This window comes from Streptomyces sp. NBC_01551, assembly GCF_026339935.1.
GTDB lineage: Bacteria > Actinomycetota > Actinomycetes > Streptomycetales > Streptomycetaceae > Streptomyces.
Map to the genome: position 1 here is coordinate 119,278 of NZ_JAPEPX010000001.1, position 24,734 is coordinate 144,011.

The following is a 24,734-nucleotide window of genomic DNA, read 5'->3' on the forward strand; positions in this document are numbered from 1 at the left end:
CCGGGTGCGGCGGCACGGCCCGGCCGAGGAGATCCGCCCGGCCGTCCGGTTTGAGGGCCGCAGGGGCGGTCAGACGCCAAGGGCCACCCTTTTGCCCAGGTGAGCGGCGCGCTTCGGGGCCCGCACACGGCCGGTACACCGGGTCGGCAGCCGAGACGTCCCAACGATCGGAGCACGCCATGGAAGCCCATCCCCAGGAGCCGAAAGCCCGTCGCTCCCCCGTTCCCCGCCCACAGCGCCTCCTCACGATCTACCTGAACGACCACCTCGCGGGCGCCTCCGGCGGCGTCTCCCTCATCCACCGCATGGCACGGACGCACCGCGGCACCCCGGCGGGGGCGCCCCTGGCCGAGCTGGCCCGAGAGATCGCCGAGGACCGGGAGAGCCTGCGCGAGATCATGACGGCTCTCGACGTCCCCGAGCGGTGGCCCAGGGTCGTCATGGGCCGTCTGGCCGAGAAGGCGGCCAGGGTCAAGCTCAACGGCCGCCTGGTGAGGCGCTCACCCCTCAGCGACGTCCTCGAACTGGAAGCCATGCGGCTCGGAGTGGAGGGAAAGGCGTCCCTGTGGCGGTCGCTGGAGACCCTCGCCGCAACCACCGCGCCCCTCGCCCCGGCCACCGTCGACCGGCTCCTGAGCCGCGCGCAGCGGCAGGCGGCCGTCCTGGAGGAACTGCGCGTGGAGGCCGCCGGCCGGACCTTCACCGCCGACGCCGCCGACGGTACGGTCACCGACGCGCTCGGTGTCGCCCGCCGCCGCCCGGCCTGAGCATCGCGGGCGCCGGGCGGCGGCGCGAGTGAGCCGGCCGCGCTCAGGCGGGGTGGCCGGGGGCGATCTGCGTAGCGTCGCTCAGTCGCAGCAGCGCATGCGCGCTCGGGACGGGTGGGGAGACCTCGGTGGGTTCCAGGACGAAGCCCACGTGGTCGCCGCCGTCGACGCGCGTCTCGATCCGGCCGACGAACCATGCGCGGGCGCCGGCCAGCAGCGGGCTGCCGTCGGCGCTCGGCCGCCAGTCGACCCGTGCGAACTTGTCCACCTGGTCGCCCGTCTCTCCGCCGAACAGCTCCGCCAGCGCCAGCTGGCCGTGGTCCAGCAGGTGCACCGCCAAGTGCGTGGCGCCGGCGGCCACGCCGAACGTGTGGTTGAGCCGGGAGAGCCACACCGTGAAGCGCGGCGGCCGGATCGAGCACTGCGAGGCGAAGCCCACGAGGCAGCCCGACCGCTCGCCCCCGGCCGCCACCGTGACCACGTACAGGGGGCCGTCCAGGACCTCGGCGAACGCGTCGAGCTCCGTATCCGCCACGACCGCTCCCTCCGTCCGCTCTTGCACCGCCGGCTGGCGCCTACCCCCGTCATCGGCGTCGAATCCCGGCGGCACGAGGCCCCCGGCGGGGTCATTCGGCGGAGCGCGCGCGGGCGGGATCTTCGGGCACGGGATCTCCGGAGACGGGGTCTTCGGACACGGGGTCTTCGGACACGGGGTCTTCGGGGACTGCCGCGAGGACGAACCCGTGGCCGGCCGGATCGGCGTAGCGGCGCAGGGTGGTCCGGCTGCCCGGCAGGCTGCCGTCGTCCTCCGCGGCCACCGGGCGCGCCCCGAGGTTCACGGCCTCGCGCTCGGCCTCGTCGAGGCGTCGCTCCTCCACGAGGATGCACACGTGGGCCTGCTGGGAACCCTCCGGGAGCGGCCAGCTCGGCGGAGCGTGGTACGGGTCGCGGCGGACTCCGAGCACCACACCGGTTCCGCCGGAGACCAGGAGGAGGTCCCCGTCGCCCGGGGCGGGGCCCGCCGTGGCGCCGAGCAGTTCGGCGTAGAACTGCGCCAGCACCTCGGGCTCGGCACTGTCCAGGACGAGAACGGCTGTCTTGGGTACGGTCATGCACCCCGTTTGCCCTGTGTCGGCGCCCGTACACGGCGCGTGGCCGTAGCCGTAGCCGGGGCCGGACGCCGCGAACCAGCCGGCCGCACTCGACCGCTCAGGAGCGGACGCGGAGTCCGATCTCCTTTTCCTGGTCGCCCGACACGGTTCCCGTGCCCTCGACCGTGAAGTGCCCGGCGAGCGCGGCCCGCACCCGCTCCACCGCGCGGGGGCCTCCCTGGAGGGTGACGCTGACCGCGTCCTTCAGCCGGACGGGGCTCGGCTGCCGCTCCGGCGGTTCCGCCGGCCTCGCCGCGTCGAAGGTCGCGCTCCACACGGTCGCGGCCTGCCCGCCTTGCGCCGCGCCGCTCACCCCGGACTCCGGGGAGAAGGAGCGTTCGAGCAGGTCGAGGACGGCGTGCGCGTCCTCCGGAGAGCAGTCGCCGACCGCCACCACCACTTCGTCCGCCGGGTTGTCCCTGTCCTGGCCGTCCATCGGGGCCGCCTCTCTCGTGCCGCGGGGTCTCCGCCACGCTCACACAGCGAGTGGGGCCCCGCATCATTTGCCTCGCGGAGGGAACAGGACGCGGCCCCGCGACGCCGAGGCGCCGGGGGCCGCGTCCTTGTCGCGTCACCCGCGGGCCCCGGCGGGATTCACCGGGACTCGATGGGGCGGCGCGTCAGATCCTTCAGATCCTGCCTTGCTTGTCCCGCAGGGAATCCTGGGCGCCGCGGGCACGCTTCTCGGTTTCGCTCAGGGCTTCCTTCGCCTTGCCCTTGGCCTGGTCCATCTTGCCTTCGGCCTTCATCCGGTCGTTCCCTGTGACCTTGCCGGCGGCCTCCTTGGCCTTGCCCTTGGCCTGGTCCATCTTTCCCTTGTCAGCCATGGTGAACTCCTTGGTGTGAATGAGACTCCTTGACGGAGAACAAACTAGGTGAAACCGGACTGTTGTGCGCGGCGAGGCCGGCACATGCCGTACCGCCCGCGCCAGACGCCGCACGGGCGCCGAAATTTCCCGCTCTCGCTGTGTTTGAGCCTTCGGTTCTGGGCCATACGCGTGAACATCGGCGGGTTGCCGTTCGAGCGGTACGTCGACCCGCCGAGATCGGCGGCCGCGCGCCGGTGTCCCGTCCCCCCGGACACCGGCGCGCGGCTGCCGTCCTGTTGCCCGGTGGGTCGTTCGAACCTGCGCCGTCGATCGCGGGCTACCAGCGGTACCAGCGTCCGCCACTGTCCGCGGGGCGGGCCACGAAGCCGGCGAGCCACAGCGCCAGGACGACCAGAAGAACCAGCAGCAGGGGAACCACGGTTGTCCACCTGCTACACACCGTCTGCCCTGTCGCCTCCCCGGTATGCGCGGGAATTTCCCTCGGTTCCCCTCCGCATGCACGGGTAGGCGCCGTCCATGAACCTCGCAACCGTGCTCTCCGCCGAAGCAACCCCGTCCCTGCTGCTGATCCTCGTCGGCGTGGTGATCGCCGCGCTGCTGGTCGCCGCCTTCTGGTGGGGCAGCCGTCGCGCAGCCCGCCGCCGGTCCCCGGTCGGCGCCACCCCCCAGCCGCGCAGCGGCTCCTGGCAGACCCCGGAAGAGGCCCCGGACCAGGGACGTCCCGGCTCCTGAGCCGGACCGCGCCCATCGCGGCAGGGCGGAGGGGAGGGCGGGGCGCGGCCGCGCGGGCTACGGCTGGCTCTCCTCGGGCTCCTCGATGACGTGCATGGCGGCTTCCTCGGCGGAGGCTGCCCCCGCGTCGATCCCCACGTCCCGCGCGAGGACGGAGTTCCCGTGGGGCGAGGCGGTGACCGGCGCCAGCCGGCCTGCGCGCGAATCGCCCGCCTGCGCGTCCACGGGCTCGCCCTCTCCGTTGACCAGGTCACCGATGCCGTCTCCCGCCGGGGGCTCCTGCTCGGGCTCCTCCCGGGCGAGGCGTTGATCGAGGCTCTCTCCCCGCCGTTGCGCCTCACCGGTGCTGGCGTCCCCGTGCCTGGTGTAGAGCCGCTCGGGCGGCGAGTACCCCTGGTCGAGCAGGGCGTCCGTGCCGAGTTCGCCGAGGCTGCCGTCCATGTCGGGCTGCAGTTCGGAGGGCTCGTCCTCCGGCTGGGGCTGGTAGACGTCGTCGCCGCGGGCATTGGTCTCGCTCATGGTCCTGTCCTCCTTCTCGTTCTCGTCGCGGCAGCCGTCGCTTCACCCGCCTGGCGTTCTCCGGTCCGCGGCTACTTCCAGCCTCGCCGGTGCCCACGCCCAGCGCGAACCGGCGCCGATCCGCGTCTGCGGGTTCGGAACGACGGCGGCGAAACAGGCGGCCGGATCGGCGCCGGGTTGGTCACCACCACGGGGCCATCGGCCGCTTCCGGGTCGCCCGAGGCGAGGGAAAGCCCGTGACCGGCAGCTTGGAGGTGTACTGGGGCACGGACCGGGAGCAGACCGTCGACAACCGCGCACCGGCCGCGGCCCGCCGAGCACCCGCCCGGCGAACCGGCGCGGGCCCTGCCGAGTCCGCCGACTGCCGCCCCGCGCGGGAACGACGCGGCCGCCGCGATGGCGTGTACGGCTGCATCGACCACGCCGACGCCATCGCGCTGTTCGGCCACTTCACGGCCGGGACCCGGCACCACCCTCGCGCTGAGCGTCCGCCCGGCGCGGGAGCGTCCGTGCCGTGGCGCGCCGCGCCGGCATCCGCGAGGGCGCCCCGGCCCCGAAGCAGCCGCCTTCACGACGGGCCTGCCCGCATCGCCCTGGCACCCACCGGGCCGCCGGCCTCCCCGCTCGCTCCGGTCAGTGGCCGAGGGCCCGCTTGAGTTCGGCCTTGTCCATCTTCGAACGGCCTTCGACGCCCCGCTGCTTCGCCTCGTTGTAGAGCTGCTCCTTCGTGGGGCCCTGGGCGCCGCTGTGCGAGCGCTGTCCGCCCCTCTTCGACGACGACATGTCGTGCGTGGAGGACCGGCTCGCCGTCTTCGACTCCCCTGAGCGGGCGCGTTCCTTGTTGACGGTGCGCGCGGCGATCTCCTTCGCGCGCTTCGTGCTCTCGCCGCGCTGCTCGGCGCTCTCCTTGATGTGCTCGTACTGTCGTTCACGCTTGGGACTGGAACCGCGAGGCATGGCGACTCCTCCACTCGGCTCGGATGCGGAATCAGTTCACGGATCCGCCGGATCCGTACGACGCCTGCCCGCCCGGGGCCACGTCATTCGGGCGGTCCGGCCCCGGCTCCCCGGGGGCAGCCCGGCGGGCGAGGGGCGGTCCGGCCCCGGCTCCCCGGCGCGGCGGCCACCCGGCACGGCGGTGCCCGGGGCGGCCCCCGGGCCGGTCAGCGGGGCCGCACGCCGTCGAAGACCACCTCGAAGATCCGCTCCACGGCCGCCGGGTCCGCGCTGAGCTGCTCCACCATCGCGCCGGTACCGACCAGCAGGGCCAGCAGCTCCGGCAGGCGCAGCTCCGCGCGGACCACCCCGGCCCGCTGCGCCTCGGACAGCAGGCCGGCCAGCCGGGTCTGGATCTCCTCGGTCGGCTCGCGCAGCGACGCGTGTACGTCCACCCCGGCCGCGGCCAGCGCCTGGGCGAACTCGTTCTTGCCCGCCGACCGTTCCACCACCAGACGGAAACAGGCGAAGAAGGCCTCGGCCGGATCGGCCCGCGCCTCCAGCTGCGCGGTCACGGCCGCCATCTCCTCCAGCCTGCGCACCATCACGGCCTCCAGCAGCGCCTCCTTGGTCGGGAAGTGCCTGAAGAGCGTGCCGACACCGACCCCGGCGGCCCGGGCGATCTCCTCGGTCGGCACGCCGACGCCGCGGGTGGTGAACACCTCCGTGGCGACATCGAGCACCCTGGCCCGGTTACGGGCCGCGTCCGCCCGCAGCGGACGCTCCTGAGCGCCACTCATCCCTCTTCCGCCTTCCTCTGCCGCGGCGGGAGAACCACTGGACAACCGGAGTCGCCAGTCCGTATCGTCGAAAACGGAGCCGCTAGTCCGATTCTAGTGGCCGATCCCGCCGGAGGTTGATCATGCCCAAAACGCTGTCACCGCGAGAGGTCTCCCAGAAGCTGCTGGAGAACATCGGCGCGGGGCGGTACGCGGAGCTGGCCGGACTCTACGCGGAAGACGCCGTCGTGGAGACCGTCTTCGAGCCGGTCGGGCCGCGCCGGTTCGAGGGCCGGGCCATGCTCGAAGAGCGGCTCGCGGCGGTCGCCGCGAGCTCGCCCGTGGAGCTGACCCCGATGAACGTGGTGATCCGGGAGACCGACGACCGGGAGGTGGTCGTCGCCGAGTGGGACTACCGGGTTCACCACCGGGCGACCGGGCGGACCTTCGAAACCGCCAACATCCAGGTGCTGCGGGTCCGCGACGGCCTGATCGTCACCAGCCGGGACTTCCACGACCACCTGGCCCTCGTCGTGGCCGGCGGCCATCTGCCCCAGCTGGTGGAGGCGCTGGAGGGCGGGCAGGGCGAGTAGGACCACCGCCGGGCCGGGCCGCACCCCCGCCTGCCGCGCCGCCCGCCACGGCGGGGTCCGGCCCGCCCGCCCCGGCGCTACGCCTGCGCGAGGGCCCGGGGGTCGACCGGGCGGGGCACGAAGACCGGGGAGTCCGACTGGTAGAAGAGGTCGATGTCGGCCTCCTCGCCGCCCACGATCAGGGTGTCCCAGGCGCCGCTCTCCCGCAGCGTGCGGAGGGTTGCGGGGGCGATCGAGGCGAGGTGGGAGCGGAGTTCCCCGTCCGTGGGCAGGCCGGGGAGCCTGGACCCCAGCCGGTCGCGGATCCCGGCCATCCGCTCCAACAGCGCGTCCAGGTCGCTCCCGCCGGCCGGGGCGGACGCCGCGCCGGACGCCGCACCACCCGCCGGACCGAACCCCGCACCGCCGCCGGCCTCCGCGCTGCGCGCGATGATGTCCTTGATGGCGCGGGTGACGCCCTGCTCGTCAGTGGTCACCATGGCGTTCCAGGCCCGGCTCTTGTGCCGGTACTGGAGCATGGACATCGCCGCCTCGTGCCGGATGAAGTCGGCGTCCCGCAGCGGCTTGCCCTGCCAGGCGCGGCTGAGCGAGCGGGCCAGCGAAGCGGCGGAGGCGAGACCGCTGTTGAGGCCGCGGCCCGGCCAGAAGTGGATGGCGTTGGCCGCGTCGCCCAGCAGGAAGCCGTAGGTGCCGGGACTGGTCGCGGTCGGCCGGTTCAGCTGGGCGGTGAACCGCGGGCGCTGGACCATGTCCAGCCGGAACGAGGTGATCGCGGACAGGTCGTCCTCGGCCACCCCGAACAGGCTGAGGCCCTGCCGGATCTCCTTCCACAGGGGGGAGCCGCGCAGCAGGGCGGGCAGGAAGAGCGTGCCGTGGGTGGGGCAGCGGAACTCGTTGTCCTCCTCCTGCCGGCTCATCAGGCAGGGGCGGGCGGCGATGCACTCCTCGAAGACGTGGCGGACCGGGTCGATGCCGATGACGTTCCTGGCCTCCTCCCGGGTGAGGCGCATGTTCAGGAAGCCCTCGCCGCGCAGCGAGTTGAGCAGGAACCGGTTCTGCGACACCGTCAGCAGCACGCTCATCGGATCCGGCAGCTTCGACTTGACGCGCAGCCCCAGCACGATGTCCTGGAGGTGCTCGCCGTCGAGGGAGTAGATCGAGGCGTCGGCCGCGCCGAAGCGGTCGGCGTAGTGCTCACGGGTGCGGGAGCGGCCGCCCTCGCAGACCACCAGGACGTGTTCCTGGGCGAGCCGGTTCTGCTGCTCGGTCACGTCGAAGCGTTTGGGGACGAGCCGGATCGCCGGCCTCCGGTTCGCCAGGTCCAGCAGTCTGTCCTCGATGTGGGCGATCCGGATGTTGCGGGGCGGGCGGCCGTCGACCGAGTCCGGGCCGACGGGCCACATCTCGGAGTAGGCGGCGTCGTCGTCGAACAGCGCGCCGAGGACTTCCCCGGACAGGGCGAGGTACTGCCGGCTCTGGACGGTCACCACCTGCTGGCGGCGGAAATTGCCCTGGGTCTCGTCCTTCCAGACGATCGCGGAGCCCTTCCTGGTCCAGCGCCCGTCGTAGAGGGTGATGACGGTGCGGCCGGGCAGCATCTCGTCGAGCGCCAACGCGAAGGCGAGGCCGACCGGGCCACCGCCGGTGACGGTGACCCGCAGCATGCCGGGGTCCGCGGTGCTTGCCCGGGGGACGTCCAGGAGGGAGAGGTCCATGACCGTCTCCATCGCGTCCTGCGCCTCGTAAAGGAACGTTTCATCACCGATCCGGATGCAGTCGTTCGGACGCAGCACATGCCGGCTGACGCGCTGGTCGTTGACGAACGTGCCGTTGCGGCTGTCCCGGTCGTAGAGGACGAACCCGGCGTCCTCCGTGAGGATCTCGGCGTGCAGCCGGGAGGCGCTGGGGCTCACGATCACGACGCTGTTGTCGCTCTTGCGCCCGAAGCTGAGGGGCTCGCCGCCCACAACCACGCTCTGCCCGGTGAACGGACCCGTGCGCCCAACGATGACCGATGGCACTCCACACCCCTTGAATCGACGCCGCTGATTCCTCGTACGACTTCCTCGCACACCGGCAACACGTCATCGAGAACGTGTTCGGTTCAACCATTTCCACGAATCTTTCGCGCACCCCTGAACCGGGGGCCCGGTCCGTACGTGATGTTCGCGTCGGCCGGCGATCAGAGGGAGAACCGCCCCATGTACAACGACGAACCCGAGACCCTGACGGAGACCGCGCTCGCGGCCACCACCGCCGGCACCGCCACCGGTGCGGGTACCGCCACCACCGCGCCAACGCCCCTTGTGCCAGAGGGGGAACGGCTGATCGCGGGCCGCTACCGGCTGCTGTCCCGGCTCGGCGAAGGCGGGATGGGCACCGTGTGGCGGGCCCGCGACGAGACCCTGCACCGGGAGGTCGCCGTCAAGGAGGTACGGGCCCCGGCCGGTCTGCGGGCCGACGACATCGCGCGGATGTACAGCCGGCTGGAGCGTGAGGCGTGGGCCGCGGCGCGGATACCCGACCGCAACGTGGTGACGGTCCACGACGTGGTCATGGAGGACGACCGGCCCTGGATCGTGATGGAACTGGTCCGCGGCCAGTCGCTGGCCGATCTGTTGCGCGCCGGGGGGCCGCTCACCCCGCGGCACGCCGCGCACATCGGCGCGCAGGTGCTGAGCGCGCTGCGCGCCGCGCACGCCGTCGGGGTGGAGCACCGGGACGTGAAGCCCGCCAACGTGCTGCTCGCCGAGGACGGACGGGTGGTGCTCAGCGACTTCGGCATCGCGATGGTCGAGGGCAGCACCGCCCTGACCATCACCGGCGAGGTCGTCGGCTCCCCCGAGTACCTGCCGCCGGAGCGGGCGCTGGGCCGCCCCTCGGGCCCCGAGTCGGACCTGTGGTCCCTCGGCGTGCTGCTGTACGCGGCCGTGGAGGGGGTCTCGCCGTTCCGGCAGGACACCGCGCTGAGCACCCTGCGGGCCGTCGTGGACGAGGAACCGCCGGTGCCGGCCCGCGCAGGTCCGATCGCGCCGGTCATCGCCGGGCTGCTCCGCAAGGAGCCCGCCGAGCGGACCCCCGCCGCCGAAGTCGCCGCAGCCCTGCGGGACATCGCCCACGAACCGGACGCCACCACGGCCGCCGGCCTTGTCCTGCCGACTCCCGGGGACGCCGCCACGGCAGCGGCGGCGGCCACCACCGCCGGGGCGCCCACCAGGACGGAGCCCGCCGTCGCGGGGTCCACCCCGCTCGCGTCCGCCCCGCTCGCAGCCGACGCGCCCGCACCCGTGCCCCCCGCCCCGCCCCGCAAGCGCCGTACCGCGGCCTTCGTCGCGGCCGGCGCGGCCGTCTGCGTACTGATCGCCGCCGCCGGGCTGGTCCACGCCCTCACGGGCGGCGACGAGGACACCGCTGCGGATTCGGGCGTACGGATGTCGGTGGCGGGCGCGAACACGACCTACACCGGCCGCTGCCCCACCCCCGCCAACCAGGCCCCGGCGTTCACCGCGACGTTCACCGCGTCCCAGCCGACCCTGATCTCCTACCGCTGGGTGTCCGGCGACGGCTCGGTGGTGGATCCGCACTGGCGCACCATGTCGATCGGGGACAAGGCCAACCCCACGGGACACGACACCGTGCGCCTGACGACCTACGCGAAGTCCGGCACCCTGACGACCGGCATGGCCGTGGAACTCCAGAGCCCCACCCGCACCACCTCCAACCCGGTCCCCTTCTCGATCACCTGCACCGGCTGATCCCTGCCGGCCACGGGACCGGTGGTCCGCGGTGGCGGCCATGGGTGCGGGCGAGGCAGGCTGTACTCATGAGAGCGCCCTTGCGCTCGCCCCTTGGACCGCGAGCCGACGGCCACCACCAGGTCCTCTTCGTCTTCGCGGAGTGCGTGCCTTTCGCGATCGCCCTGCTGGTGCTCCTCGTCGAGTTCACGCCCCTGCACGTCCTGTACACCGGCCCCCTGCTGGTGGCGACTCCCGCTCTGGCGGCCGTGACGATGGGGCCCAAGGGCACGCTCGCGGCGGCGGGGACGGCCGTCGGTGTCAGCGTGGCCACCGCCACCTACAACCAGGCCTGGGGCAGCCAGCAGGTCTACACGAACTTCCTGGCCCTGTTCCTGGTCGCGGTGGCGAGCTTCATGACGAGCCGCGCCGCGCGCACGCGCACGGAGAACGAGCTCAACCAGGTCCGCCGCATCGCCACGGCCGCCCAGGACGTCCTGCTGCGGCCGGTGCCGGACCGGCTGGGCCCCGTACGGGCGGCCAGCATGTACCTGGCGGCCGAGACCGGCGCGCAGATCGGCGGCGACCTGTACGACGTGATCCAGACGCGGTACGGGGTCCGGATGATCGTCGGGGACGTCCGGGGCAAGGGACTGCCCGCCGTACGGGCCGCCGCGATCGTGCTGGGCGCGTTCCGGGAGGCCGTGCACTACGAGGACGACCTGGTGGAGGTCGTGAACCACTGCGGAGCGGCCCTGCGGCGGGACGCCGTCGTCGCGGGCGCGACGGGTGGGGAGGACGCCCTCCTGGAGGGGTTCGTCACCGCGCTCGTGGCCCAGATCCCGGACAGCCCTCACGTCGAGGTGATCAACCGGGGCCATCCGCCACCGCTGCTGCTGTGCGACGGCGCGGTCACGCCTTTGATGCCCGCCGCCCCTTTGCCGCCGCTCGGCCTGGAGGAGTTCGTCACCGGTCCTCCCGGGCGGCCGGACAGCCATCCGTTCGCACCGGGAGACCGGCTGCTGCTGTACACCGACGGCGTCATCGAGGCCCGCGACCGGGACAGCGCCTTCTTCGACCTGGCCGGGGCCATGGTGACCATGCGCGACCGCACCCGGGAGGCGTTCTTGCAGGGCCTGCACCAGGCCTTGCTGCGCCACACCGGGAGCCGCCTGGCGGACGACGTGGCGGTCGTCGTGGTCGACCGCTGCGAGGACGAGGAGCACCCGCCGGCCGGCGGTCCGGCGTAGCGCCGACTCGCCCGGACGGTGCCGGGCGCGACAGCATGGAGTCAGGGCGGTCGGCGGGTTGCCCCCGGCAGGAGGTGATACGGGCAGTGACCGGTCATGGCTTTGCGTTCTGCGGGGCTGAGCTTGCCGCTGTCTACGTGGTCGCCGACCAGGGCAGGGAACTCCATCTGGCCGAGCTGACCGGAAACCGCGGCGTCCTGTACGGGCTGCCCGCGATCCTCGCCGTGGCCGGCCATTCGCCCGCCGCCAACGCCTACCGCTCCGGCCGCCCGCTGTGGCTGACTCCCCAGGAACTCGCCACCTTCATCGAGGACGATCCCCACCACTTCCCCACCCGGGTCCGGGACGGCGATCCCGACCCGCCGGCCAGGATCTCGCTGGGCGCGCTGCCGCTGGGGCACCGCGACCAGGAGCTGGGGTGCCTGATCGTCGCCGGGCAGGCCGGGGACGGCTTCAGCGCCGACGACCGCAGCCTCCTGGAGCTCTACGCCGACCAGGTGGCCGCCGGACTCGAATCGGTCGCCGCTCGCTGGGCCGGACACAAGGCCCCGGCGCCGCAGGCACATCTGGGTCAGTCCCTGGTGCCTGATCACGGCGGCGCGTTCATCGTGGAACTGAGCACCGGCCGCATGGAGGCCCACGCGCACGTGCTGGAGCTGCTCGGCCTGCCCCCCGAGCAGTTCGACGGGCAGGTGGAGACCCTGCTCGCGTGCGCCGTCCCCGACGACATGCCCGCGCTGATGGCGATCGTGGAGCCGGACCGGCTGGCCGCCGCCGGGCAGCAGCTGGCGTTCCGTATCCGCCGCCCCAACGGCGAGCTGCGCTGGCTGGGGCTGCGCTGCCGCGTGGAGGTGGACTCCGACGGCAGGCCGCGGCGCGTCCTGGGCGTGGTGGCCGATGCCACCTATCTGCGCCCCAGCGCCGACGAAGTCTCCCTCGTGCAGCGGCTGTCGGCCACGCTGGCGGGAGCCGCGACCATCCGGGAGGTCAGCAGGCTGGCGGTCGCCGCCCTGCGGGAGCCGCTCGGCGCCTCCCGGGTCGCGGTCGGCGAACTGGAGCCCGAGCGGCTCATCGTCACCGCCCTCGACCCTCCGGAACCCGATGCCTGGCCCGAGGTGTGGCGCTCGGAATGGCGGTCCGAGTGGCCCGACGCCCCGCTGGCCGACCTCCCCACCCTGCAGAGCGCCCTGCGCGGGGGGCACATGAGCCTGTGGCCGCCGGGCGCGGACCTCGAACCCGGTCTGCTGGGCGTGGGGCCCGGCGGTCTCGCCGTGCTGCCGCTGCCCGCCGACGGCCGGATGGTCGGGGTGTGCCTGGTGGGGTGGGACACGGAGCACCGGTTCGGACCCGAGGAGCGGTCGCTCCTGACCGCGACCGCGGGGCTGGTGGGGCAGGCGCTGGTGCGCGCCCACGCCCTGGACGCGGGCCACGAACTCGCCACCATGCTCCAGCGCAGTCTGCTGCCCCGCAAGCTCCCGGAGCTGCCGGGCGGGGTCGCCGTGGCCCGCTACCTTCCGGCGACGGCCGGGCTGGAGGTGGGCGGCGACTGGTACGACGTCATCCCTCTCCGTGACGGTCATGTGGCGTTCGTCATCGGGGACGTCCAGGGGCACAGCGCGGGGGCCGCCACCATCATGGGCCAGATGCGCACGGCGGTCAGGGCCTATGCGGTGGAGGGCCACCCGCCCGATGTGGTGGTCGCGCGGGCCAACCGTCTGCTCGTCGGCATGGAGACCGACCTGTTCGCCACCTGCGGGTACGTGGACCTGGACATGGAGGAGGGCATCGCCCGGGTCGTCCGGGCCGGCCATCTGCCGCCGGTCCTGCGCCACCCCGACGGCGTCGCCGAGGAGATGGTGGTCGAGGGCGGGCCCCCGCTGGGCGTGCTCGCGGAAGCCGAGTTCCCGATGACCGAGGTGGGGCTGGTCCCCGGCACCGTGCTCGTCCTGCTGACGGACGGCCTGGTCGAGTCCGCGAGGCTGCCGATGGAGGAGGGCATGCGGCGGGTGTGCGGCGTGCTCGCGGCGGCCAACCCGGTCGATGCCGGAGGCGTCGCCGACGAGTTGGTCGTCAGCGGGGGCCGTCGCGACGACGACGTGGCCTTGCTGCTGCTGCGCTACGACGGTACGGGGGGCCGGCCGATGCGGAGCCACTGGACGGTGTGGCGGCTGCCCAACGCGGTCCTGCACGCGCGCCGCTTCACCGCCCGCACCCTGCGGTCCTGGGGGGTGGAGGAGGAACTCGACGCGGCGCTGCTGGTGGTGTCCGAGCTGGTCACCAACGCCATCGCGCACACGCAGGGCGAAGTGGGCATGGACTTGACCCTGTCGGCGGACCGGCTGCGGATCGCGGTGAACGACGCGTCACCGCGCAGCCCCGTCAAACCGGTATGGGTGAGCTGGGAGTCGACCGGCGGCCGCGGGCTGCTCATCGTCGATGCGACGACGACGGCCTGGGGCTCGGTACCGCTCAGCGGCGGCAAACAGGTGTGGGCGGAGATCCCCCTGGCACCGTCGGGCGACCGGCCCCCGCAGTGAGCCGTGTCCGCCACCACCGATGAGTTTCGCGGCGTCCGGCGGTCTGTCTCCTCGTAAGCCCGAAGAACCGAGCAGCCGCCCCGGAAGGGTGAGGAAAATGAAGTACATGATCCAGCTGAACGTCCCGGCAGCCGAGTGGGACGACGTCATGTCGTCGTACTCGAAGGACGACATGGCAGCCATGTTCGCCCACATGGGCGCCCTCAACAACGACCTGACTTCCGCCGGGGAATGGGTGGAGGGGCGGGGCCTCGGTGGGCCCTCGCTGGTCAAGACGGTGCGGGCCGGAAACGACGGGCGGCCTCAGGTCACCGACGGGCCGGCCCAGGCGGGACCCATCCTGGCCGGGTACTGGGTGGTCGACGTCACGAGCGAGGAGCGGGCCCTGGAGATCGCCGCACGGGCGTCGGCCTGCCCCGGACCCGGCGGGAAGCCCGGCAGCGAACCGGTCGAAGTGCACCTGATCCCCGAGGACCCGACAGAGGCCTGAGCCGGCCGCCGGTCACGCCCTGCTCAGGTAGCCGCCCGGCCGTCGACCGGGATGCCCAGTCGGTCGGCCAGGGCGGTGAGGGTCGGCCCCAGGGGGAGCGCGACCCGGGTGAGGGCGTGCTGGTCGCCGCGGGTCGGGTCGTGGTTGACGATCAGCACGGGCTTGCCGGCCCGGGCCGCCTCGCGGACGAACCGCAGCCCGGACATCACCGTCAGTGAAGAGCCCAGGACCAGGAGCGAGGCCGCCTCACCGACCAGGTCGCGGCAGTGCTCGACCCGCTGCGCCGGAACGGATTCGCCGAAGAACACCACGTCCGGCTTGAGGACGCCGCCGCACCGCGCGCACGGCACCACGCGGAAGTCCCCGACCTGCCCGTCGGTGAGGTCGGCGTCACCGTCCGGGTTCAGTCCGGCGGCGACCGGCTCGAACCCGGCGTTGGCCTCCTCCAGCCGCCGAGCGAGGTCGCGGCGCGGGCAGAAGGCGCCGCAGGAAAGGCAGACGACCCGCGCCAGGCTGCCGTGGAGTTCCACCACGCCCTCGCTGCCGGCGGCCTGGTGCAGGCCGTCGACGTTCTGGGTGATCACCCCCGAGAGCAGGCCGTGCCGCCCGAACGCCGCCACGGCCCGGTGCCCGGCGTTCGGCCGGGCCCGGCCGAACGTGCGCCAGCCCAGGTGGCTGCGCGCCCAGTACCGGCGCCGCGCCTGGGCGTCGGCGGTGAATTCCTGGTAGGTCATCGGGGTGTGTCGGCGCAGGCTCCCGCCCTTGCCCCGGTAGTCGGGGATGCCCGACTCCGTGGACATGCCGGCCCCGCTGAGCACCAGCACACCGCCGCCGCGCAGCGCGTCGGCGACCGGCTCCGGATCGGCGGTGCCGGGCCGTAGGTCCCCGGTGGGCGTCCAGCTCAGAGTGGGGCGCATGCGCATGCCGCCAGGGTACGCAACACGCGACGGCGCCACCGGCGGGTTCGCCGCTCAACCGCGCAGCCGCGCGTTGAGCCGGGCGGCCTGCCGCGTGAGGTGGTCGCGTTCGGGGATGTTGGGCGCCGATCGGGCGGCCAGGGCGTAGAGCCGTGCCGCGGTCACCGGATCACCGTCACGCTCGTGCAGGTACGCCTCGACGGCGGCGTGCCGTGGCAGGGAGGGGTCGAGCCCCGCCAGGGCGGCCAGGCCGGCCCGCGGGCCGTCGGCCTCGCCCACCGCGACGGCCCGGTTGAGGCGGGCCACCGGGCTGTCGGTGAGGCGCACCAGTTCGTCGTACCACTCGACGATCTGCACCCAGTCGGTCTCCTCGACGCTCCGGGCGTCGCCGTGGAGCGCGGCGATGGCCGCCTGGGCCTGGAATTCGCCCAGGCGGTCGCGGGCGAGGGCGGCCTGGAGCACCGCGACGCCCTCGGTGATCAGGTGGGTGTTCCACAGGCTGCGGTCCTGCTCGGCGAGCGGCACGAGCCTGCCGTCGGGGCCGGTCCGTGCCGGGCGCCGTGCGTGGTGGAGCAGCATGAGCGCCAGCAGGCCCGCGACCTCCTCGTGGTCGGTCTTGGCCGCCAGCCGGCGCGTGAGCCGGATCGCCTCGGCGGCGAGGTCGACGTCGCCGGAGTAGCCCTCGTTGAAGACCAGGTAGAGCACGCGCAGCACCGTGGCCACGTCACCGGGCTGGTCGAACCGGACGCCGGAGACGGTCCGCTTGGCCCTGCTGATGCGCTGGGCCATGGTCGCCTCCGGCACCAGGTAGGCCCGCGCGATCTGCCGCGTGGTCAGACCGCCGACCGCGCGCAGCGTGAGTGCGACGGCTGATGCCGGTGTCAGGGAGGGGTGCGCGCACAGAAAGTAGAGCTGGAGCGTGTCGTCCACGGCCCCGCCCGGGCCGGGCACGGGCTCGGCCCGCGCCAGCTCCTCTCGCCGCCGCCGGGAAGTGTCGGCGCGGGCGGCGTCGAGGAACTTCCGCCAGGCCACCGTGACCAGCCAGCCCTTGGGGTCCCGAATGGGTCCCCCGCTCGAAGAGCTCGGGGAGGACTCCTCCGGCCACCCGCGCACGGCCTCGACCAGGGCGTCCTGCACGGCGTCCTCGGCCGCCGCGAAGTCGGCTCCGCGACGGACGAGGACACCGATCACCGCGGGCACCAGTTCCCTGAGCAGCGACTCGTTCACTCGGTGGCCGTCGGCTGCACGCCGTAGAACGGACGCACCTCGAGCCACTCGTGGATCGGCTTCCCACCCGCACCCGGAGCCGCGGACAGCTCGCCGGCCAGTTCGAGCGCGCGCTCGTAGGTCTCGACGTCGATCACCATCCAGCCGGCGATCAGGTCCTTGGTCTCCGCGAACGGGCCGTCGGTGACCGGCGGCCGCCCCTCGCCGTCGTAGCGGACGAAGGTTCCCTCCGGGGAGAGCGCCTGACTGTCGACGAACTCGCCGGTGCCCTCGAGCCGAGCGGCGAAGTCGTTCATGTACCGCACGTGGGCCGACACCTCCTCCGGCTCCCACTGGTCCATCGGCACGTCGTTGACCGATGCCGGCGCGCCCCGGTAGTGCTTGAGCAGCAGGTACTTGGCCATCTTGTTCTCCTTGACGAGGTACGGCCCCCAGTGTGGCCGTGTTCGCTCCCGGGACGGAGCCGCGCGCGGGTTCTCGACATTCCGGCGCGAAGTTTTCCGCGGAATTCCCCGACCCGGCCCGGGATCACTCGCCCGGCTCAACGAGTAGCGCTGTGTGACCGCCGTGGCCCACGATTCCCCGCAGTGGCGCGGGCAGTCGGCCCCGTTCGTCGGAGTGCTGTGCCCTTATTGCCCGGATACCCTTGGAAATGTGATCGAGTCTGGACGGCCGCGGCTGCGTCGGCGCTACGGCCGGGGGTGGCTCGTGCGGCTGTCGCCGGTCATTCTGACCATCGTGATCGCCAGCCTGGCCTACGCCACGCCGCCGGAAATGGCCTTCAGCCGCCTCCTGCCCGCCGCGCCGGCCCTGGCCGCCGCCATGTGGCCGGTGCTCCCCACCGTCCTGCTCGGGACGGTCTGCCTCTGCCTGATGATCGGCCTGGGCCTCGTCTTCCCCGACCTGGGAACGTGGTGGACGGCCGCGGGGATCGTCGCGGTCACCGTGGCCGCCGCATACGGAAGCCACCTCCGGCTCCAGCGGGAGCGCACCCTCTTCCAGGTACGGCTCGTCGCCGACGCGGCGCAGCAGGTGGTGCTGAGCCCCATGCCGCGCCGCTTCGGGAACATCGAGATCGAGTCGCTGTACCTCGCGGCCGCGGCCGAGGCCCGCATCGGCGGGGACTTCTACGAGGTGGTCGACACCCCGTACGGAGTCAGGCTGCTCATCGGTGACGTGCGGGGCAAGGGCCTGCCGGCCGTGGGGGCGGCCGCGGCGATCGTCAACGCCTTCCGGGAAGCGGCCTACGACGAGACCGACATGGTCAACGTCGCACGCAGGATGGACGCCAGCAGCACCCGCTACAACGCCGCCTTCCCCCCGGAGGGGCCGATGGAGCGCTTCGCCACCGCCCTTCTCGTCGAGATCCCGCACGTGGGCAGACACATCGGCATCCTCAACTGCGGACACCCCCCGCCGCTGCTCCTGAGCCGCGGGAACCTCCGTGTCCTCGACCCCGACACCCCCTCGCCACTGCTCAGCCTCGCGGAGCTGATCGGCGATCACTACAACATCGACACCTTCGACTTCACCCCCGGCGACCTGCTGCTCCTCTACACCGACGGGATCGCCGAGGCCCGCGCCCGCGACGGCGAGTTCTTCCCGCTGACGGCCTGGATGCGCCGGCAGCCCCCGACGCCGCCCGGCGAACTGCTCACGGCCCTCCACCGCGACCTCGTCCACTACAGCAGGGGACGCCTCGACGACGACGTCGCCGCCCTCGCCGTACGCCTGCGCGAGCCCTGAGGCACGGAGTCCCGGCGAGCGGCCCGCGCCACTCGACCTCGATGGCGCACGAATTTCAGCCAAACCCGACCAGAATGATCGTTTCCTTTGCGCAATCCTGCTCTGATCGTGGCCGAAGACAACCGTACGAGGTTGTGGATCGGTCACGGTGGGAAGGGTTGGTGCGCCAAATGGCGGGAACTCATCGATGTCCGCCCCCGTCGTGGATCGTCACACTCCGGCACCGAGCCGGTCGGCCCGACCATCGTCGAATGTGCAGCGCGTTCACGTCCTTGCATGACGCAGCGAGTCTCCGACAGCCCGTTCACGCCCTTGAACTGGAGTTTCCTTCGAACGGCAGCCCGCTCGCGTGTGTGGTCCGCACACCGATGTGCGCCGAAAGGGAGGTAGGGATCCCATGAGAGTGCAGGACATCGAACTTCCCATACTGCGGATGCCATGCCCGGTGCGGCTGAATCCGTACCTGTCGGTCCTGCGCGAGGAGAGCGAGACGTGGGCGCGCGAGACGGGCATGCTGGCCGGCGACGAAACCCGGTCGGCCCGGCCGATCTGGACCCGGTCCCAGTTCCACGCGATGGCTGTCGACCAGCTGACCGCATGGACCCTTCCCGACGCCTCGCTCGTCGGCCTCCGGCTCAATCACCGGTTCAACCTCTGGGCCCTGGCCTGGGACGACTACTTCGCCTCCGCCTTCAAGCAGACGGGCGACCTGGCGGGCGCGCGGGCCTTCACCGCCCGTCTCCACGCCTTCCTGCCTCCGGAGCCGGGCACGCGGCTGCCGGAGCCGGCCAACGCGGTCGAGCAGGGAATGGCCGACCTCCAGCAACGCCTGTTCCCGCCGAGGCTCGCGCACTGGCGGCGGGGGCTCAACCGGGCGCTGGGACGTTACATCGACGCCGGAGTCCAGGAACTGGTCAACAGCCGCGCCGGCCGCGTCCCCGACCTCATCGAGTACGCCCAGTTCCGCCGGGAGAGCTTCGCCGCGTACACCGCCCCCTACTCCGTCGAACTCGCCACCGGCGCACGGATCCCCGAGCGGATCCGGCACAGCCGGACCGTCTGCGCCCTCCTCGACGCCTTCATGGACTACATGGGGCTGGCGAACGACATCGCCTCCTACCAGCGGGAGGTTCACGACGAGTACGACGTCAACAACCTCGTCGTCGTCCTGGAGACGTCCCTGGGCATCACCGTCCAGGAGGCGATGCGCGCCGCCGCTGATCTGGTCACCGCCCGGCTGCGCCACTTCGAGCACCTCATACAGAGCGAGCTGCCCCCGCTCGTCCAGCGGGCCGGACTGGACCAGGGCGAACGGATCGAGCTGGAGGCCTGGCTCCGAGGTGCCTGGAGTTTCCTGTCCGGGCTCCACGCCTGGTACACGGGGGCACCCCGCTACGCCCCCGAGAGCGGCGCCGTCCCGGAGCAACGGCGGGCGGGCGCCACGGCGCCCGCCCGCGAGCGGTATCACTCGGCGTCGTAGGACGCCGGGCCTACCGCATCCGCAGGAACCGCTTCAGCCGCGCCCGCCACGAGACACGGGGTACGGAATCCGGCATGCGCGGTGCCATGGGCAACCCGGTGGTCGGCGGGGGCGGCGCCGGCAGCGGCGTCGTCAGCAGCTCACGGGCTTCCCGAGGACGGGCGGCGAACTTCACGGGCAGCGCCGTCAGATGCCGGGCCCAGGTCGAGGAACGCCAGCTGAGCTGGGACTCGGGGACGGCCAGGCTGATGTCGGGCAGCCGGGTGAGCAGGATGTCGATGCCGGTGTCGGCGATGACCCGGCCGATGTCCTGACCAGGGCACTCGTGGGCGCCCGCGCTGAAGGACAGGTGCGCGCGGTTGTGGTGCACGCGGGTCGAGGGATCCCGGCGGACCGCCTGATCGACATTGCCGGCGGCCAGGCCGAGCAGCAGCATGTCCCCCGCCTTGATCTCCTGCCCTCCGAGCGTGGTGTCGCCGGTGGCCCAGCGGCCCGGGCACACCATCAACGGCGGCTCGTCCCACAGCACCTGCTCAACCGCTTCGGGCAGGGTCATCTGGCCACCGGCCAACGACCCGCGGAACCGCGGGTCGGTGACCGACATCCGCAGCACGTTGGCCATGAGGTTGGCGGTGGTCTCGTAGCCCGCGAGCAGGATGAGGCGCAGGTGGTGCTGCACCTCCTCGTCGCTGAGGCCGGCCGGGTGGGCCATCAGCACGGATGCGATGTCCTGCCCGGGCAGGATCCGCTTGGCGGCGACGAGTTCCTTGAGGGTCTCCAGGACGTAGGCGTTGCTGGCGAGCGACGTCTCGGTGGCCTTGAAGAGGTCCCGGGCGGCATGGACGAGCTTGGGACCGTCCTCGTCCGACATGCCGAGCAGGTGGGTGAGGACGAGCATCGGCAGGGGCTCGGCGAACTCACCGACCAGCTCCGTCCCGCCTCTCTCACTGAACCCGTCGATCAACTGGTGTGCGAAGCGGGTGATGTGACGGCGGATCCCGCGCTGGTCGAACTGGTTGAGTCCGGCGGTGACGGCGCCACGCAGGCGCTGGTGCTCCTCGCCGTCCGCGCACACGCAGTCGGGACGCCAGCCGATCATCGGCACCAGCGGCGAGGTCTCGGGGTCGATCTCGCCACTCCTCCAGCCGTGCCAGGTGCGGGGGTCGCGGGAGAACTGGGTGGAACGGGTGGCCACATCACGGTTCTCGAGGTACCCGAGGACGAGCCAGGCACGCACGTCCCCTTCGAGCAGGACGGGCGCCACGGGACCGTGTTCGGCTCTCAGCTTCTCGTACAGGCCCATGGGGTCGGTCTCGGCGGCGGCGCCATGGAGCCGGGTCACTCCCCCGGCGCCCGTGGCGGCGTGGGCCGGGCATCCCGGGGGCGGGACGAGCCCCGGTTCGGTCGTGGTGCGGTCGGCGGGCGGGACGGTCATGCGGACTCCTGGGCGGCGGCGAGGGTGCACAGGTAGCCCATCAGCGAGAGCAGGGCGTCACGGCAGGACGACCGGTCGCGCGCGTCACAGGTGACGATGGGCACGGATTCGTTGAGGTCCAGCGCAGTCCGCAGAGCTGCCATCGGGTGCTGCGGGGCCTCGGGGAAGGAGTTGACGGCCACGACGAAGGGGACGCGGCGGTCTTCCAGGCGGGTGATGATCTCGAAGCAGACTTCGATCCTGCGGGTGTCGACGAGGACCACGGCGCCGAGCGCGCCTTCGAAGATGCCGTTCCACAGGAACCAGAAGCGCTCCTGGCCCGGCGTCCCGAAGAGATAGAGGATCAGTTCCTCGTTGATGCTGATGCGGCCGAAGTCCATGGCGACGGTGGTGGTGTTCTTGCCCTCGGCACCGGGATTGTGGTCGATCCCGACGCCGGCCTGCGTCATGGTCTCTTCGGTCGTCAGGGGCGAGATCTCGCTCACCGCCCCGACCATCGTCGTCTTGCCGACCCCGAAGCCGCCGACAATCACCACCTTGACGCCCCTGGCGCCGTACGGCAGCAGCACGTCGGTGCCGCGGGGGCCTGCGGCAGGTACGTCAGAGATTGCGTAGTCCATGGATCACCGCCTCCAGAAGGCCGAGTTCGGGGACCGCAGCGACGGGAACCGGGGCGATCGCCTCGACCCGCTCCTCCTCGACGAGCTGGGAGAGCAGCGCCGTGAGGACGCTGAACGGCAGACTGAGATACGCGGATATCTCGGCCACCGACAGCGGGTACTGGCACATGGCGAGGATCGCCGCCTGCTCGGGCTGCATCGCGGGTTCGGGTGCGGACCTCGATGTGATGAGGGTGACCAGGTTGAAGGCCTTGGCCGAGGAACCGGAGCCACCGGAGATGACATAAAGCGGTACGGGACTGCCTTCGTCCCACGCGCCGTGGTGCTCTGACGTCACATCGCCTGCCCGACGTCATCACGAGGGGGGCTCGTCATGTGCTGGCCGATCCTGAGCACGAGCGTCCGCATGCGGTCGCCCAGCAGCCCCGCGTCCACCTCCTCGTCGGCCAGTACCGCGAGGTAGGCCCCGGGTCCGGCCGCCATCAGGGAGAAGTAGCCGCCGTCGACCTCGATCCCGACCATGCGCGTCGAGCCGTCCCCGTGCGGGAACTTCTGCGCGATGGCCCTCGCCAGGCTCTGCATCCCCGAGCAGGCGGCGGCGATCGCGTCGGCGGTGTCGGTCTCCGTGTTCGCTTGACCGATGCACAGACCGTCCGACGAGAGCGCGACCACGTGTCGCACGTAAGGGACGCTGGACGCGAGCTCCTTGAGCATCCAGTCCATGTTGGGCAGTGGCGTCACGGTTACTCATCCTCATCTGACAGCTCGGGCTGGAGGGAAGGGTCGGTACCCGATCTCTTCTCACCGCTGAACGCCTCCCACATCAGGCCCGGCTGCCGGGCCGGGCCGGCCCCCGCGGAGGAGACGGTCGGGGCAACGGGGGGCTGGGGGGTCGTGCGGACGACCGGTGTCGGGACGGGCGACTCCCGTCGGCGCTGCGGCAGCCCGTTCGCGGTCTGCCTGACCTCGACGGATTCGCGCGGCACCGTCGGCCTCGGCGGGATCGGCGGGATCGGAGCACTCGTGCGCATCGGGGCGCTCGTGCGATGCGGCGCACTCGTCCGCTTCGGCGCGAACGGCTGCACCCTCTGGGGCTGTTGCTCGACGGTGGTGATCAGGCGCCGCGGCACGAGCACCACGGCCCGTACTCCTCCGTAGGCGGAGGGGCGCAGGTCGACCTCGAGGCCGTTCTCGCGGGCCAGCCTGCTGACGACGGGCAGGCCAAGCTGCGTCGCCTCACCCAGGTCCGCCAGGTCCAGGCTGGAGCCGCTCTGTGCCATCACCCGGTCGATGCGCTGGCGGACCTCTTCGGTGAGCCCGACCCCGCGGTCCTCGATCTCGATCGCGATGCCGGACGGCACCTCGCTGGCGCTCACCTCTACCGGGGTGTGCGGCGGCGAGAAGGTCGTGGCGTTGTCGAGCAGTTCGGCGAGCAGGTGGATCAAGGGCTCGGCTCCCGGACCGATGACGGCGACCTCCGTCACCGACTGCAGCTTCACGCGGGGATAGTCCACGATGCGTGACATGGCGCCGCGTACGACGTCATAGAGCGGGATCGCCTTCGACCACTGACGGCCGGGCCGGGCGTCGCCCAGCACCGCGACGCTGGCCGCGAGGCGCCCGATCAGGGCGTTGCGGTGGTCGATGGCCTGCAGGCCGTGGGAGACGACGAGATCCGTGCCGTGCAGGATCTGCATGTCCCGCAGGTCCTTGGCAAGCTGGTGCACGATCGCCTGGACCCGGCGCGCGATCGCCACCAAGGCCCGCTGGGAGGAGTCCCGCGTCTGTTCCTCGGCCTCCACCGCTTCCAGGAGCGTCCGCAGAGCCGCCCGGAGGGCTTCGGCGAAGTCGCTGTCGAGATGTTCCCCGAACCTGACGGCCTGCAGGATCTCCGAGGCAGGGTCACCCTTCTGCATACGGGCGACGGCCGCGGGAAGCAGCTCTTCGGCGAGCCACACCGTGGTGGCCCGCTGATCGGACAGGCGACCGAACAGCGCTGCCTCGCGTTGCGCGTAGTACTGCTGCACGTCGGCGGTCACCCGCGCGTGCCGCACCCGCTCCGCCGCGCGCGCCCGGCGCGCCGTCTCGGCCGAGGTGACGGCCGTCAAGACGACCGCGACGAGACCGCACCAGGCAACCGGCGGGCGTATCTGCGCGGGGACGAAGATCAGCGCTATGCCGCAGGCCCCGGCCAGCAGGCCGGGAGGGATGAGCCATGCCGGAGCCATTGCACGTGGCAAGCCTCCGGGGGTTGAACCGGTACGAACCATCGAGGGGTCCCTAAACAGTCTGGAATGAGTGGACTGGGGGTGCTGCGGTGCCGCGGCGGGAGCGGTCGGGACGTCGCCCGGCCGGGCGCTGGTGAGGTCATGGGTGCCCCCGACGGATCGGTTCGAGATCGCATCGGTGGTCACCTCTCCCTGCGGCCAGGCCTCCATCCGCGTGCGACACGGCGTTCGGTTACTCGCTGTGAGTGCAGCGCAACACGCAGGGGAGAATAGTCAGTTCGGGTACACCATGTGACCTTGCTGGAACGGGAACCTCCGCGTTGACCGACCTGGGCCCGCAATTGATCGATCCCTGTCATGACGCGCACCTCGAACGCATGGAATCGACCGCATCTGGCAGCCCGGCGGCCGCGTCTCCCCGCCCCCGACGCCCGCCGCCTCCTCCGTGCGGTCCTGTGGGGTCCTGGGGGGCACCACGCCCGGGGTCCATCGACGCGGGGGCCGGTCCGGACATGTGCTCTCGTCATCGGCCGGATCGCGAGCGACCGGACGCGCCGGCCGGGCGGCGCGGCAGGGCGGGCGCTCGGCGCGACACCGGCCGGGAGCCGTGCGGCAGCGGTCAACGAGCCGCCCGCACGGCTCCCCCGTTCAAGCGACGACCGTTAAACCGCGTTGACGGCTGTCCCCGTCGCTGCCCGCTCGGCGGCCGGTGACGGCGTCGCCTTCGGCGGGGCGCGCCCGCCGCCCTGCCGGAGTTCAGCCG

Annotated in this window: 25 protein-coding genes; 9 read left to right on the plus strand and 16 right to left on the minus strand. The window is 72.4% G+C overall.

The features are described 5' to 3' along the window. The first annotated feature begins 179 nt into the window (after positions 1 to 179). Positions 180 to 767, plus strand: a complete 588-nt coding sequence (locus OG982_RS00390; RefSeq protein ID WP_266790804.1) for a hypothetical protein — start codon at positions 180 to 182, stop codon at positions 765 to 767. 43 nt (positions 768 to 810) lie between these two features. On the opposite strand, the gene OG982_RS00395 is transcribed toward OG982_RS00390, so the two are convergent. The 4 genes from OG982_RS00395 to OG982_RS00410 all read right to left on the minus strand — a co-directional run bounded on the left by OG982_RS00395 (position 811) and on the right by OG982_RS00410 (position 2,745). Next, positions 811 to 1,302, minus strand: coding sequence for a flavin reductase family protein (locus OG982_RS00395; protein WP_266947685.1), 492 nt, complete (start codon positions 1,300 to 1,302; stop codon positions 811 to 813). Positions 1,303 to 1,393: 91 nt separating this feature from the next. Beyond that, complete coding sequence (locus tag OG982_RS00400) at positions 1,394 to 1,879, minus strand: VOC family protein (protein ID WP_266790802.1); 486 nt, start codon at positions 1,877 to 1,879, stop codon at positions 1,394 to 1,396. A 97-nt stretch (positions 1,880 to 1,976) separates the two neighbouring features. After that, a complete protein-coding gene (locus OG982_RS00405; RefSeq protein WP_266790801.1) occupies positions 1,977 to 2,354 on the minus strand; it encodes a hypothetical protein in 378 nt (125 codons plus the stop codon). Between the two features lie 193 nt (positions 2,355 to 2,547). After that, positions 2,548 to 2,745 carry a CsbD family protein gene (locus tag OG982_RS00410; protein ID WP_266790800.1) on the minus strand — a complete coding sequence of 66 codons (198 nt, stop codon included), beginning with the start codon at positions 2,743 to 2,745 and terminating at the stop codon, positions 2,548 to 2,550. 519 nt (positions 2,746 to 3,264) lie between these two features. On the opposite strand from OG982_RS00410, the gene OG982_RS00415 reads away from it, so the two are divergent. Then, complete coding sequence (locus OG982_RS00415) at positions 3,265 to 3,480, plus strand: DUF6479 family protein (RefSeq protein WP_266790799.1); 216 nt, start codon at positions 3,265 to 3,267, stop codon at positions 3,478 to 3,480. A 57-nt stretch (positions 3,481 to 3,537) separates the two neighbouring features. Here the strand turns inward: OG982_RS00415 and OG982_RS00420 are convergent, their stop codons facing one another. The 3 genes from OG982_RS00420 to OG982_RS00430 form a co-directional block, all read right to left on the minus strand. Next, positions 3,538 to 3,999 (minus strand): DUF5709 domain-containing protein, encoded by a 462-nt coding sequence (locus OG982_RS00420; protein ID WP_266790798.1) that lies wholly within the window; start codon positions 3,997 to 3,999, stop codon positions 3,538 to 3,540. 633 nt (positions 4,000 to 4,632) lie between these two features. Beyond that, complete coding sequence (locus OG982_RS00425; protein WP_266790797.1) at positions 4,633 to 4,956, minus strand: plasmid stabilization protein; 324 nt, start codon at positions 4,954 to 4,956, stop codon at positions 4,633 to 4,635. Positions 4,957 to 5,162: 206 nt separating this feature from the next. After that, a complete protein-coding gene (locus OG982_RS00430) occupies positions 5,163 to 5,735 on the minus strand; it encodes a TetR/AcrR family transcriptional regulator (RefSeq protein ID WP_266790796.1) in 573 nt (190 codons plus the stop codon). A gap of 122 nt (positions 5,736 to 5,857) precedes the next feature. On the opposite strand from OG982_RS00430, the gene OG982_RS00435 reads away from it, so the two are divergent. Then, the gene (locus OG982_RS00435) at positions 5,858 to 6,307 is read left to right on the plus strand and encodes a nuclear transport factor 2 family protein (protein WP_266790795.1); all 450 of its coding nucleotides are present in this window, start codon (positions 5,858 to 5,860) and stop codon (positions 6,305 to 6,307) included. A 77-nt stretch (positions 6,308 to 6,384) separates the two neighbouring features. Here the strand turns inward: OG982_RS00435 and OG982_RS00440 are convergent, their stop codons facing one another. Then, complete coding sequence (locus OG982_RS00440; protein ID WP_323139213.1) at positions 6,385 to 8,379, minus strand: FHA domain-containing protein; 1,995 nt, start codon at positions 8,377 to 8,379, stop codon at positions 6,385 to 6,387. 129 nt (positions 8,380 to 8,508) lie between these two features. Here OG982_RS00440 and OG982_RS00445 point away from each other — a divergent pair, with 129 nt between their 5' ends. The 4 genes from OG982_RS00445 (at position 8,509) to OG982_RS00460 (ending at position 14,318) form a co-directional block, all read left to right on the plus strand. Beyond that, positions 8,509 to 10,062 (plus strand): serine/threonine-protein kinase, encoded by a 1,554-nt coding sequence (locus OG982_RS00445; protein ID WP_266790793.1) that lies wholly within the window; start codon positions 8,509 to 8,511, stop codon positions 10,060 to 10,062. A 68-nt stretch (positions 10,063 to 10,130) separates the two neighbouring features. After that, the gene (locus tag OG982_RS00450; protein WP_266790792.1) at positions 10,131 to 11,291 is read left to right on the plus strand and encodes a PP2C family protein-serine/threonine phosphatase; all 1,161 of its coding nucleotides are present in this window, start codon (positions 10,131 to 10,133) and stop codon (positions 11,289 to 11,291) included. Between the two features lie 86 nt (positions 11,292 to 11,377). Next, positions 11,378 to 13,828, plus strand: coding sequence for a SpoIIE family protein phosphatase (locus OG982_RS00455; protein WP_266790791.1), 2,451 nt, complete (start codon positions 11,378 to 11,380; stop codon positions 13,826 to 13,828). 97 nt (positions 13,829 to 13,925) lie between these two features. Beyond that, on the plus strand, positions 13,926 to 14,318 hold the full coding sequence (locus OG982_RS00460; RefSeq protein ID WP_266790790.1) for a YciI family protein: 393 nt from the start codon (positions 13,926 to 13,928) through the stop codon (positions 14,316 to 14,318). 23 nt (positions 14,319 to 14,341) lie between these two features. Here OG982_RS00460 and OG982_RS00465 read toward each other — a convergent pair whose 3' ends face one another. Genes OG982_RS00465 through OG982_RS00475 form a run of 3 tightly spaced genes read right to left on the minus strand, consistent with a single transcriptional unit; the run spans position 14,342 to position 16,866 of the window. Beyond that, positions 14,342 to 15,241 carry an NAD-dependent protein deacetylase gene (locus tag OG982_RS00465; RefSeq protein WP_266790789.1) on the minus strand — a complete coding sequence of 300 codons (900 nt, stop codon included), beginning with the start codon at positions 15,239 to 15,241 and terminating at the stop codon, positions 14,342 to 14,344. A 48-nt stretch (positions 15,242 to 15,289) separates the two neighbouring features. Then, positions 15,290 to 16,462 (minus strand): RNA polymerase sigma factor, encoded by a 1,173-nt coding sequence (locus OG982_RS00470; protein WP_266790788.1) that lies wholly within the window; start codon positions 16,460 to 16,462, stop codon positions 15,290 to 15,292. Continuing rightward, positions 16,459 to 16,866 (minus strand): YciI family protein, encoded by a 408-nt coding sequence (locus OG982_RS00475; protein ID WP_266790787.1) that lies wholly within the window; start codon positions 16,864 to 16,866, stop codon positions 16,459 to 16,461. The genes OG982_RS00470 and OG982_RS00475 overlap by 4 nt, the downstream gene beginning before the upstream one ends. Positions 16,867 to 17,116: 250 nt before the next feature. On the opposite strand from OG982_RS00475, the gene OG982_RS00480 reads away from it, so the two are divergent. Further along, positions 17,117 to 18,208, plus strand: coding sequence for a PP2C family protein-serine/threonine phosphatase (locus OG982_RS00480; RefSeq protein WP_266790785.1), 1,092 nt, complete (start codon positions 17,117 to 17,119; stop codon positions 18,206 to 18,208). Between the two features lie 397 nt (positions 18,209 to 18,605). Next, positions 18,606 to 19,688 (plus strand): hypothetical protein, encoded by a 1,083-nt coding sequence (locus OG982_RS00485; RefSeq protein ID WP_266790783.1) that lies wholly within the window; start codon positions 18,606 to 18,608, stop codon positions 19,686 to 19,688. A gap of 10 nt (positions 19,689 to 19,698) precedes the next feature. Here OG982_RS00485 and OG982_RS00490 read toward each other — a convergent pair whose 3' ends face one another. Genes OG982_RS00490 through OG982_RS00510 form a run of 5 tightly spaced genes read right to left on the minus strand, consistent with a single transcriptional unit; the run spans position 19,699 to position 23,971 of the window. Beyond that, positions 19,699 to 21,123 (minus strand): cytochrome P450, encoded by a 1,425-nt coding sequence (locus tag OG982_RS00490; RefSeq protein WP_266790782.1) that lies wholly within the window; start codon positions 21,121 to 21,123, stop codon positions 19,699 to 19,701. Next, the gene (locus tag OG982_RS00495; protein WP_266790780.1) at positions 21,120 to 21,743 is read right to left on the minus strand and encodes an ATP/GTP-binding protein; all 624 of its coding nucleotides are present in this window, start codon (positions 21,741 to 21,743) and stop codon (positions 21,120 to 21,122) included. The genes OG982_RS00490 and OG982_RS00495 overlap by 4 nt, the downstream gene beginning before the upstream one ends. After that, a complete protein-coding gene (locus OG982_RS00500; protein ID WP_266790778.1) occupies positions 21,724 to 22,080 on the minus strand; it encodes a DUF742 domain-containing protein in 357 nt (118 codons plus the stop codon). Before OG982_RS00500 ends, OG982_RS00495 begins: the two co-directional genes overlap by 20 nt. Further along, positions 22,077 to 22,466, minus strand: a complete 390-nt coding sequence (locus tag OG982_RS00505) for a roadblock/LC7 domain-containing protein (RefSeq protein ID WP_266792309.1) — start codon at positions 22,464 to 22,466, stop codon at positions 22,077 to 22,079. The genes OG982_RS00500 and OG982_RS00505 overlap by 4 nt, the downstream gene beginning before the upstream one ends. A gap of 20 nt (positions 22,467 to 22,486) precedes the next feature. Next, positions 22,487 to 23,971, minus strand: coding sequence for a sensor histidine kinase KdpD (locus tag OG982_RS00510; RefSeq protein ID WP_266790777.1), 1,485 nt, complete (start codon positions 23,969 to 23,971; stop codon positions 22,487 to 22,489). Positions 23,972 to 24,734: the final 763 nt, after the last annotated feature.

Excerpts from the sequence above, each read along its gene's own strand:
- OG982_RS00485 (WP_266790783.1), top strand. The coding sequence starts at position 18,606 with ATGAGAGTGCAGGACATCGAACTTCCCATACTGCGGATGCCATGCCCG.
- OG982_RS00450 (WP_266790792.1), top strand. The coding sequence starts at position 10,131 with ATGAGAGCGCCCTTGCGCTCGCCCCTTGGACCGCGAGCCGACGGCCAC.
- OG982_RS00435 (WP_266790795.1), top strand. The coding sequence starts at position 5,858 with ATGCCCAAAACGCTGTCACCGCGAGAGGTCTCCCAGAAGCTGCTGGAG.
- OG982_RS00405 (WP_266790801.1), bottom strand. The coding sequence starts at position 2,354 with ATGGACGGCCAGGACAGGGACAACCCGGCGGACGAAGTGGTGGTGGCG.
- OG982_RS00430 (WP_266790796.1), bottom strand. The coding sequence starts at position 5,735 with ATGAGTGGCGCTCAGGAGCGTCCGCTGCGGGCGGACGCGGCCCGTAAC.
- OG982_RS00505 (WP_266792309.1), bottom strand. The coding sequence starts at position 22,466 with ATGGACTGGATGCTCAAGGAGCTCGCGTCCAGCGTCCCTTACGTGCGA.
- OG982_RS00460 (WP_266790790.1), top strand. The coding sequence starts at position 13,926 with ATGAAGTACATGATCCAGCTGAACGTCCCGGCAGCCGAGTGGGACGAC.
- OG982_RS00390 (WP_266790804.1), top strand. The coding sequence starts at position 180 with ATGGAAGCCCATCCCCAGGAGCCGAAAGCCCGTCGCTCCCCCGTTCCC.
- OG982_RS00495 (WP_266790780.1), bottom strand. The coding sequence starts at position 21,743 with ATGGACTACGCAATCTCTGACGTACCTGCCGCAGGCCCCCGCGGCACC.
- OG982_RS00415 (WP_266790799.1), top strand. The coding sequence starts at position 3,265 with ATGAACCTCGCAACCGTGCTCTCCGCCGAAGCAACCCCGTCCCTGCTG.
- OG982_RS00425 (WP_266790797.1), bottom strand. The coding sequence starts at position 4,956 with ATGCCTCGCGGTTCCAGTCCCAAGCGTGAACGACAGTACGAGCACATC.
- OG982_RS00445 (WP_266790793.1), top strand. The coding sequence starts at position 8,509 with ATGTACAACGACGAACCCGAGACCCTGACGGAGACCGCGCTCGCGGCC.
- OG982_RS00400 (WP_266790802.1), bottom strand. The coding sequence starts at position 1,879 with ATGACCGTACCCAAGACAGCCGTTCTCGTCCTGGACAGTGCCGAGCCC.
- OG982_RS00465 (WP_266790789.1), bottom strand. The coding sequence starts at position 15,241 with ATGCGCATGCGCCCCACTCTGAGCTGGACGCCCACCGGGGACCTACGG.
- OG982_RS00490 (WP_266790782.1), bottom strand. The coding sequence starts at position 21,123 with ATGACCGTCCCGCCCGCCGACCGCACCACGACCGAACCGGGGCTCGTC.
- OG982_RS00510 (WP_266790777.1), bottom strand. The coding sequence starts at position 23,971 with ATGGCTCCGGCATGGCTCATCCCTCCCGGCCTGCTGGCCGGGGCCTGC.
- OG982_RS00475 (WP_266790787.1), bottom strand. The coding sequence starts at position 16,866 with ATGGCCAAGTACCTGCTGCTCAAGCACTACCGGGGCGCGCCGGCATCG.
- OG982_RS00410 (WP_266790800.1), bottom strand. The coding sequence starts at position 2,745 with ATGGCTGACAAGGGAAAGATGGACCAGGCCAAGGGCAAGGCCAAGGAG.
- OG982_RS00420 (WP_266790798.1), bottom strand. The coding sequence starts at position 3,999 with ATGAGCGAGACCAATGCCCGCGGCGACGACGTCTACCAGCCCCAGCCG.